Source organism: Nisaea sp., assembly GCF_039990255.1.
Classification (GTDB): domain Bacteria; phylum Pseudomonadota; class Alphaproteobacteria; order Thalassobaculales; family Thalassobaculaceae; genus Nisaea.
Genome location: NZ_JBDXGG010000005.1, coordinates 1 through 9,507 on the forward strand (window position 1 = coordinate 1; position 9,507 = coordinate 9,507).

At 57.1% G+C, this 9,507-nt stretch carries 2 protein-coding genes; both read right to left on the reverse strand.

Annotation, left to right across the window (positions count from 1 at the left end; all coding sequences use genetic code 11):
- The coding region (locus ABJ076_RS04100) for a calcium-binding protein (protein WP_348202635.1) at positions 1-8,692 on the reverse strand (8,692 nt) is incomplete at its 3' end.
- Positions 8,693-9,254: 562 nt separating this feature from the next.
- The coding region (locus tag ABJ076_RS04105) for a hypothetical protein (protein WP_348198806.1) at positions 9,255-9,507 on the reverse strand (253 nt) is incomplete at its 5' end.

Sequence of the window (9,507 nt, forward strand, 5' to 3'; positions counted from 1 at the left end):
TGTCGTTGTCGGTATGGCCGATCACCGTGTCGTCACCGGCACCGCCAACCAGCGTGTTGTTGCCCCACGAGCCGCCAACATAGTCGTTGCCGGCGCCGCCAGAGATCAGATCTGCATCCGAACCGCCAACCAACCAGTCGTTACCAGAACCGCCATAGAGCGTGTCGTGACCGCCGCCGCCAGTCACACTGTCATTGCCACCCAGAGCCGCAATGACTTCGTCGGCTGCAGATCCGACAATCAAATCGTCGTCTTCTGTACCTAAGACGACCGTCGTTCCGTCAGAGACTTCCACATGTTCAATATCGACATATCGAGAAAAATCGGAGACCTCGTCGACAAAAATTGTGTCATCGCCATCTCCGCCGTAAATTACGTCCTCCCCGTCGTCGTAGAAGACATCATTACCGTCACCACCCGACAAAGTATCCGCGCCGGCTCCGCCATAAATCGTATCATTACCCGCCCCGCCGATCAGGACATCATCACCTGCAGCACCATCAAGATTATCGTCCCCATCACCGGCAGCATAAGCATCCTTACCGGCTGTACCGACAAAGGTGTCATTACCTGCTGTTCCGATCTGCAAGACGGTTCCGTCTTCAAGCTGAATTTCATCGATGTCATGGAATCTGTCAAAGTCCCCGATCTCGCTGACAACAGCAGTGTCGCTTCCCGCCCCGCCATAGAGCGTGTCATCGGCATCGCTATAGAAAAGATCGTTTCCGTCGCCGCCGTCGAGAACATCGCTGCCTGCGCCGCCATAAACGGTGTCATCGCCGCCGCCGGCACTGACCGTATCATCGCCGGCACCAACAACAATTGAATCACTACCAATCCCACCAAAAGCCAGATCATCACCGCTGTTGCCATAAAGCGTGTCTGCGCCATCGCCACCGGATATTGAATCGTTACCCACTCCTCCGTGGACGAGATCATTGCCGACGCCCCCAGAGAGAGTGTCGTCGCCACTTCCACCGAAAAGGGTGTCGTCGCCAGCTTCGCCCAGAACTACATCGTTGCCAGCACCGCCATCGACCCAATCATTCTCATCCCCACCGAGCAAGGAATCTTCGCCCGCTTGCCCCGAAAGCGTGTCGCCCCCAGCTCCACCTATGACGGTATCGGCACCGTCGCCTCCAAGAACAATATCTGCACCATCTCCGCCCTCAAAAAAGTCGTCGCCGGCGCCTCCGTCTAGGTAATCATTCCCGGCTCCCCCGGATAAGGTCTCGTCAGCATGCCCACCAAGTAAAGCGTCATTTTGTGCTGATCCTATAACGACTTCCGTTTCCGAGATCAGGTCGCCAGTTGCATCACCGCCAAAACCAAACCCGGAACTGAGATCAACTGCCACGGAGGAATCTGACTGCGAGTAGTCGACCACATCAATGCCATTGCCGCCGACGATGGTATCGCTACCGTCACTCCCGAGAATTGTGTCGTTACCGTCACCGCCAACGATCGAGTCATTCTCTGCTCCACCGTCCAGACTGTCATCTCCGGCCGCCCCCGACAGGGTGTTCGCATTCGCATCGCCAGTGAGCGTGTCGTCACCGTCTCCTCCGCGAACAGCCTCTATCCCGGAGAGACTGTCTCCGGCCGCGGCTCCGCCACCAGTCCCTGTCGATAAATCAACGGACACACCAGAGCTTTCATCCTCGTAAGACGCATAATCGCGGCCCGCGCCGCCGATCAGTGTGTCCGCACCGGAACCGCCGACAAGCGTATCGTTCCCGTCGCCGCCCTCAAGGCTGTCGTTCCCGGCACCACCATAGAGTTCGTCTTCGCCCGCAAGGCCTAGGAGTGTGTCATCCCCTCCATACCCAACGAGCGTATCGTCACCAATGTCTCCCGTCAGAAGATCGTCGTTGTCCGTACCTTTTAGCAACAGATCGTCATCATCAATGATAGTCGTTGTCGCGGGTGCGCCCTCAACAATGCCGAGCACAGCATTGATCAACGCAACCGAAAGCATCGCGTCCGAACCGGATGTCTGTGCATTTACCCGCAGGTTGACCTCAATGGTTTTCGTGCGCTCTCCCTTGCCGAAGTTGAGAACCTTGACCGGCGGTTCGTCGTAGTTCACCCCTGCAACCGCCGTGCTGCCGCTGAAATCCAGCTCAACGCTGGCATCCCGCGACAGATCGCCAGTCCGATAAATCTGGTACGAAGCCACGCCATTGGTTTCGCTGACGGAAGCGCTGACAGGCGAAATAGTGAAACTGGAGAGGCCGAAATCGAGATAGGTCAGGGCGCGCGTCAAACCAGAGACCGTGTGGCTTCCTCCACCATAGGAAAAATAGGCATCGTCGCCTGAAAGGGATTGGCCTTGCAGGGCCTGGACCACAGCCGCTGTCTCATCAACATCACTTCCTGCCGAAAGACGAATTCGGTCTCCGGAGACATCATTGAAGTCCGAGATCGTGTTCGACCCGCCGCCGCTGGAGGAGATTTCGAACAGATCCGCTCCACTTCCGCCCGCCAGCGTGTTTACACCGCTTCCACCGTTGAGCGTGTCGTCTCCCGCGCCGCCATCAAGAGAGTCGTTGCCTGCATCGCCGTCAAGGACATCGGAGCCGCCGTTGCCCGAAAGAGCGTTTTCCCCGGCATCGCCGTTCAAAGTGTCGGCACCAGCCCCACCATGCACATTCTCAATACCGGAAAGCGTCGCGCCGTCCGACGAGGTTCCGACCGCGAGATCCACAAGCACCCCGTTGACCGCCGCGACGAAATCCGCCACGTCAACGCCAGCGCCACCGTCAAGAACATCCACCCCGCCGCCACCGACCAGAGTGTCAGCCCCGGCCCCACCGGAAAGTGCGTTAGCACCATTGTCTCCGGTCAGGACATCGCCGTGTGCGGAACCGGTGACGTTTTCGATATTCGCGAGCACATCGCTGTCAGCATCACCCCCGGCTCCGGTACCGGCGGCAAGATCAACCTGCACGCCCTCTTCCGACTGGCTGTAATCGACCCCGTCAACACCATCACCGCCGTTGAGTGTATCCGCACCACCACCGCCAAGCAGGTTGTCGTCACCGACTCCACCATTCATGACATCGTCATGGCTGCCACCGTCGAGCGTATCAGCGCCGTCACCACCGTCCAACGTGTCCGCGCCGCCACCGGCGACCAGAACGTCATCGCCCGTACCGCCGAGCAGACTATCGTCGCCAGCGCCACCATCCAGCGTGTCGGCACCGTCGCCGCCGTCAAGCGTATCCGCAGCCCCCCCCGCCTCAACGAAATCGTTCCCAGCCCCGGCGACGATATTGGCAATGCCCTCGCCGCCGAAAATCGTGTCATTGCCGGTACCGCCGGAGATCGAAGCCGCAGATGCATCTATGCGCTCGGCATCGTCGAACTCCAGGTACTGATCTGCCCCGCCGGGAGACGCAACCAGACTGTTCCCGATTTGCGCGCCAAAACCGACACTGATCAGCTGATTGCCAAGAATATGGTCTTTCAGATCTTCCTGGAACTTCCCAACACTATGGCCAAGAAAATTGTAGTAGTTCGAAAATCCGGTGACTTCTGACTGACTGAGCCAATTGGCCGCTTCATCACTAAATTGACTTCCAGAGGAGTTCTGCGACATCAGCGATATCTGAGGTGTACTGGAAGGCTCGGACAACAGTGAAACACTCGAAGTCGTCGTGACCGAAGCCGCCTGCAACGTTAGAGCCGGCGCCCCCATCACCGCGAGTGCCTGCACAGCAGCATCGTCGACGAAGTAGAGCTGCTCGATCTCATAGCCCTGTATTACAGTCTGCATCCCAGCCTTGGACACGATCAGACTGTTGCCGTCACCGCTCACAGTGATGGTGTAGTCGGAGAAATGACCGTCGAATTGAACGATGTCGTAATCGGTCAGGACGCCGGATGGATTGGTATTGCTCCAGTCGAAAACCGTATCGTTGCCGCCGCCATTCTGGATTACAATCAGGTCGTCACCCAGACCGCCGTTCAGGATGTCATTACCGCCTTCACCCAGCAGCGTGTCGTTGCCTGCTTCGCCAGACAGGGAATCATTGCCACTGCCACCCGACAGCGTGTCATTGCCGTCCTGACCGAGCGCAAGATCGTCACCGTCCCGACCGAAGACATGGTCGTCGCCCGCGCCCGCCTCAATCGTGTCGTTACCGAAGCCGGTATAGGCTTGGTCATTACCGTTGCCGAGATAGATATAATCGTTGCCCTGGCCGCCATAGACATCATCGTCGCCGCCAAGCGCATGGATTGTGTCGCTTCCTTCACCGCCGTAAACGAGATCGATCCCGCTGGTGCCACTCCAGCTGTCGTTGCCGGTAGTAAGATGCGTGCCGGTTGTGCTGTCCCCTGTCGCTGCGCCCTCATCACCGGCCAGATAGGTCCCAATGTTTGGAAGCTGGCCGTTAATCAGAGCATGCGAAGCACCAAGATCATTGCCGTCAGCGTCGAGGAAACGGATCTCCTCGATAGTATTGCCCCACACTTGAACATACCCGCCGCCCTGCACATAGATATGCATGGTGCTGCCGTCATTCACCATGACCACGTCATTGCGGTTGAGGCCGACAAATTCCAGCACGTCGGTGCCACTGTCGGAGGTGCCGCTGTCGAAGATCGAGGCATTGCCGAGTGAGGCCCCCCCCTGGATGCGGTAGACGTCAGCGCCGTTACCGCCATCCATAACGTTCAGCCCCTTGCCACCAAGAAGCGTATCCGCGCCATCATGGCCAAGCAGCAAATCGTCCTGCTGCCCGCCGTAGAGCACGTCATTGCCCTTGTTTCCATGCAGCCAATCGTCGCCCTGATTGCCATAGACAACGTCATTGCCCTGACCACCGAACATGCTGTCGGAGGAAACATCCTCGTGCGCTGGATTGGTCCCACTATCCGCATAGCCCCCATGGAGTTCGTCATCCCCCTGGTTGCCGTAAATCACGTCGGCGCCGAAGCCACCCAGGACCACATCCGCGCCCTCGCCACCGGAGAGCGTATCGAGGCCTCCATGTCCAACAACGGAATCGGCGCCACCTCCACCGATTACAAGGTCGTTATTATCACTGCCCTCGAGCGAGTCGTTATGCTCCGATCCCTCCAGTTCCTCGAAGTGCAATAAGAGGTCTGAATCACCCGGCGCACCGCCTGCTTGCAGCCCGAGGCCAGCATGCACTCCCTGCGATGAATATTGATAGCTCGCCCGGTCGACACCGTCGCCACCGTCGAGCGTGTCATTCCCGAGCCCGCCCTGCACCGTATCGTTCCCGGTGCCGCCATAGACGGTGTCATCCCCGGCTCCACCATCGAGGGAATCCGCATGCTGGCCGCCATACACCAGGTCAGCACCATCGCCGCCGGAAAGCGTGTCATGACCGAAATTGCCGTAGACCACGTCGTCACCGACGCCGCCAATGACCAGATCCTGATCCTGGCCGCCATAAAGCGTATCGTCTCCATCCTGACCATGCAGAACATCGTTGTGCCTGTTGCCATAAACGACATCATTGCCGGCACCGCCATCAAGCGTATCCAGGCCATCATTGCCGTGGATCTGGTCGTTCCCCCCGTCGCCGCCGACCAGATCCTGGTCCGCCCCGCCGAAGAGCGTATCGTCCCCGTCATTTCCGTTTAGAGAATCGTCACCAGCATTGCCATAAACCAGATCGTTGCCGTTACCGCCTCCGACCAGATCGCTGCCGAGATTGCCTTCAAGCGTGTCATCTCCGTCGTCGCCGAAGACCGAGTCATTGTCCTGGCCGCCATAGATTGCGTCACCGCCGTCGCCGCCGCTGACAACATCCTCGCCCTCGTTGCCATAGAGCGTGTCGGCGCCATCTCCGCCATAGACAAGATCGTTTCCAGCGCCACCGTAGACAGTGTCAGATGCACCGTCATCAAGCGAGGGATCCTCAGCTATAAAGCCAGCATCGACTGTATCGTCGCCTGCGCCACCATAAATCAGATCAGCGCCTCCACGAGTGTAGACGAGATCATTGCCTGCACCGCCGTTTATGGTATTGGCTACACCACTCCCAACCAGCCAGTCATCATACTCGGACCCAATCGCGCCCTCGATTCCGGCGATCGAATCCCCGCTGGCATCTCCGCCGCTAACTGACTGCTCGTCAAGATTGACCCAGACAGCTCCATCGCTCCCGACATAAGAAACAATATCCTCTCCGTCCCCGCCATCGATACTGTCCGCTCCGGCACCCCCTTTCAGGGTGTCATCGCCTTCTTCTCCTGAGAGTGTGTCGTCGCCTTGATTTCCCGCGACGTGATCGTTCTGACTCCCGCCGAACAACGCGTCGTTCCCGTCTCCGCCGGACACGTCGTCATCGTCGGCACCGCCATAAACGGCGTCGTCTCCCGCACCACCAAAGACCGTATCGGACCCGATACCTCCATAAACCACATCGTCACCGGCAACACCGTCGACCCAGTCCCCATCGATACCGCCATAAACGGTATCGTTTCCATCATTACCGAAGACGTCGTCACGGCCTTGATTGCCATAAACGATATCGTCGCCGGAACCGCCATAAAGGGTGTCCCAACCGTCGTTTCCGACGACCAGGTCGTTGCCCTGATTGCCATAGACGATATCGAGCCCGTCTCCGCCGTAGAGCGTATCATCACCGAGGTTTCCATAAAGGTCGTCATCACCCTGGTTCCCGTAGACGAGGTCGTTACCTTGCCCCCCATACAGAGTATCGGCCGCGCCTTTATTGGTTCCCGGATCATCTCCATAGAGGATGTCATCACCCTGGTTTCCGTAGACAATGCTGCGCTCGTCGGACCCGGCAAGGGCTTCGGCTATAAGCGATCCAGTGACAACGGACAGCGGCAAATCTTCGTCTGAATCGCGTTCCGGGCGCCGATTTGCCAGCTCGATCCACCACCCCAAAGCTTCTGCAATGGGAATTTCTCCAAGGTCCAACCCGCCCGCCGCAGCGGGAGCCGTCGCGTGATTGATGGCATCCTGCCAGCGGATGGCGTCGATGTTGGTCGGATCGTTCTGAATGAGTTCGTCGATCTCCTGTTGATTCAGTAGATAATTTTGATAGAGCTGAACTGTCGCGATCTCGGCCAGAAACCCGCCCATGGAAATTGACGGACTGACACTCTCAAGAGCCCGCTGAAGGAAGGGGTCGCCGTTCTCGATGCCGATATTCTTGAGCACGCCCATGGTCAGGCTGTCAGCGACCTGGAACGGCTCCGTATCGTCATCCTGGCGAAGGGTCTGGCTACTACGCAGGAACTGCCAGCCATATACAAATTCGTCATAGTGCTCGCCAACAACGCCGAACTGTTCCTTGTAGATCTGCAGGCCGTCGTCTTCGGCCGTCTCCAGGTTTTCGGCGCCGGAAACGCGCTGGTCCGTATCTGGATCGACCAGAAAATATTTGACCGGGATGATTTGAGGCGTGCCTGTTGGAGAGTTTTCTGCGTCGAAATCAGGGTTCTTCTGCACCTCTCCTGCGCGTACGAAATATCCATTCGGGTAGTCCGTCGCCTCATCGCCGACGAGCTCTGACTGAGCGACATATTCCAGCTCATCAAAGAAATCGTCGTGGCGGATAACTGTGCTTTTGAACTCGTCATCGAACGAGATCCTCATCTCATAGAGGTGCTCGTCGGTCAGCGTCCCATTCGATTGTTCAATGGTACGGTTGATTGTTGCGGCGGCAGCTTCCGCGAGCTGAATCACGGCTTCGATCGGACCACCGTCGTCAACAGAGGTTCCAACGACCTCCAGTTTTCCATCTTCATTGAACCGGAGATCAACGGCAGCTTCGGGATCGTCGGCTGTAATTTGCACTACTGCAGCGGCAGCGAGCGCTGCGACAGCAAGCGGAACGGTAAGCGGATTGGCCGCCAGGTAACCTGCGGTCACAAGAGCTTGGGTAACAAAGACTGTGGTCGCGGTACCCGCAATTGCCGGAAGAATGTTCTGCCCGGCCGGACTGACGCCAGCCGCTTCCGTCAGTTCGGCCGTCGCCAATCGCGCCAACGCAGAGATGATGTCCACGCCGGTTGCGGCATTCAGGGAGGCTGTAGGCGCGCCCATCAGGCTGTTGGCCAGTGTCTGTCCGGCAGCCCGCCCTGTAATTGACCCGACGGCAGCCCCGAGATCGCCAGCGACTTCTTCTCCGACCCGGCCTCCGACGTAGCTTCCGGCAGAAGAACCTATGGACGAAACAAGCGCGACACCGAAATTCTGGAGCAAAGCCGACGCATCGGGGACTTCCGCCCCCGAAATGGTGAGGCCCTTGACCACGGCGCCAACCGGAATACCTGCCGCCTTGATCGCCGCGTCGACCGCCAAGTCCACATACTCGTTATCGAAGTTGACATTCTGCGCGATCAGGGTCGTCGCGACGCCGACCGCACCATCGATTACCGGACCGACATTCGGGTCTAGGCCGCCATCCTGCGTGTCATTGCCGTCGCCGCCGCTGATGGTATCGTCCCCTTCGCCACTTCCTTCTCCGAATTGAGTGTCATTGCCCTCAATCGTATTCTCGCCATCCTGAGGGCGCGAATACCCGTCGTCAGTGATCTCGTCGTCGGGATTGTCATCATCTGTGCTGACACCACCTGTGGTCGGGTAGTCGGAATCGTAGTCATAGTCGTCCGGATTCGGATCAAAACTGGGTCGCGGGATAGGAAGCGGCGGGGTAACCGGATCGCCATTTCTCACTCCTCCATACCACGGCGGAGTTTCTTCGCTGGGCGGGTGGGGTGAAATTGTTTCTCTCGGTAAATCAACTCTCGGGAAAAGGTCTTCTAATGTAAGAACCCTGTCTGCAATATTCGGGTTAGGATCCGGACCTTGAGGTAGAGAATCGATACCGTTTTGAATCTGTCTCTTAACGGCGTCGGGAAGATCCTGAAGTCCTTCCCAAAATTCATCCCAGCTGATGCTGTATGTGCGGTTTATAAAAGCATAAGCACCTGCACCACCACTTGTCATCAATCCTGCACCGATAGGGTTTTCCCCATCATTAGCACCGACTTCAATCTCTATCCCTGCGCCGGGCATATCGAATCCCGCCTCGACACTCCACCCTTCCAATTGGTCCAGAGTTGGGGGAGCTTCTAGTCCAGTTTCGTGATCGATGACGGTAGGAAAGACTAAGAATCCACCATTCGCGCTGGCTCCGATCCCCGCGCCGGCTCCAATTACTTGAAATGCCCTCATCTCCCCCGTGTGATCGACAGCGACGAAAAACTCGCCCTGAGCCGAGAGCAGCAACCCGCCTTCAACTCCTATAACAAAAGCGACAGTTGGACGAGTCACTGACACCACTCCCTAAAAGCATAAACAAAAAAAGACACCCCAAAAAAAACAAAATAAATGCTTGTGCAATTTTTAAATTTCTTGGCATATCAAAAGTAAAGAAAATCATTCTTTCTCTGTACGACCTACCTAAACGTTTTCCTTTTTCAAACTTAAATGAAAAATAATATAGAAAATATAAATGAAAAATAATTAACATTAATACTGAAACGAAC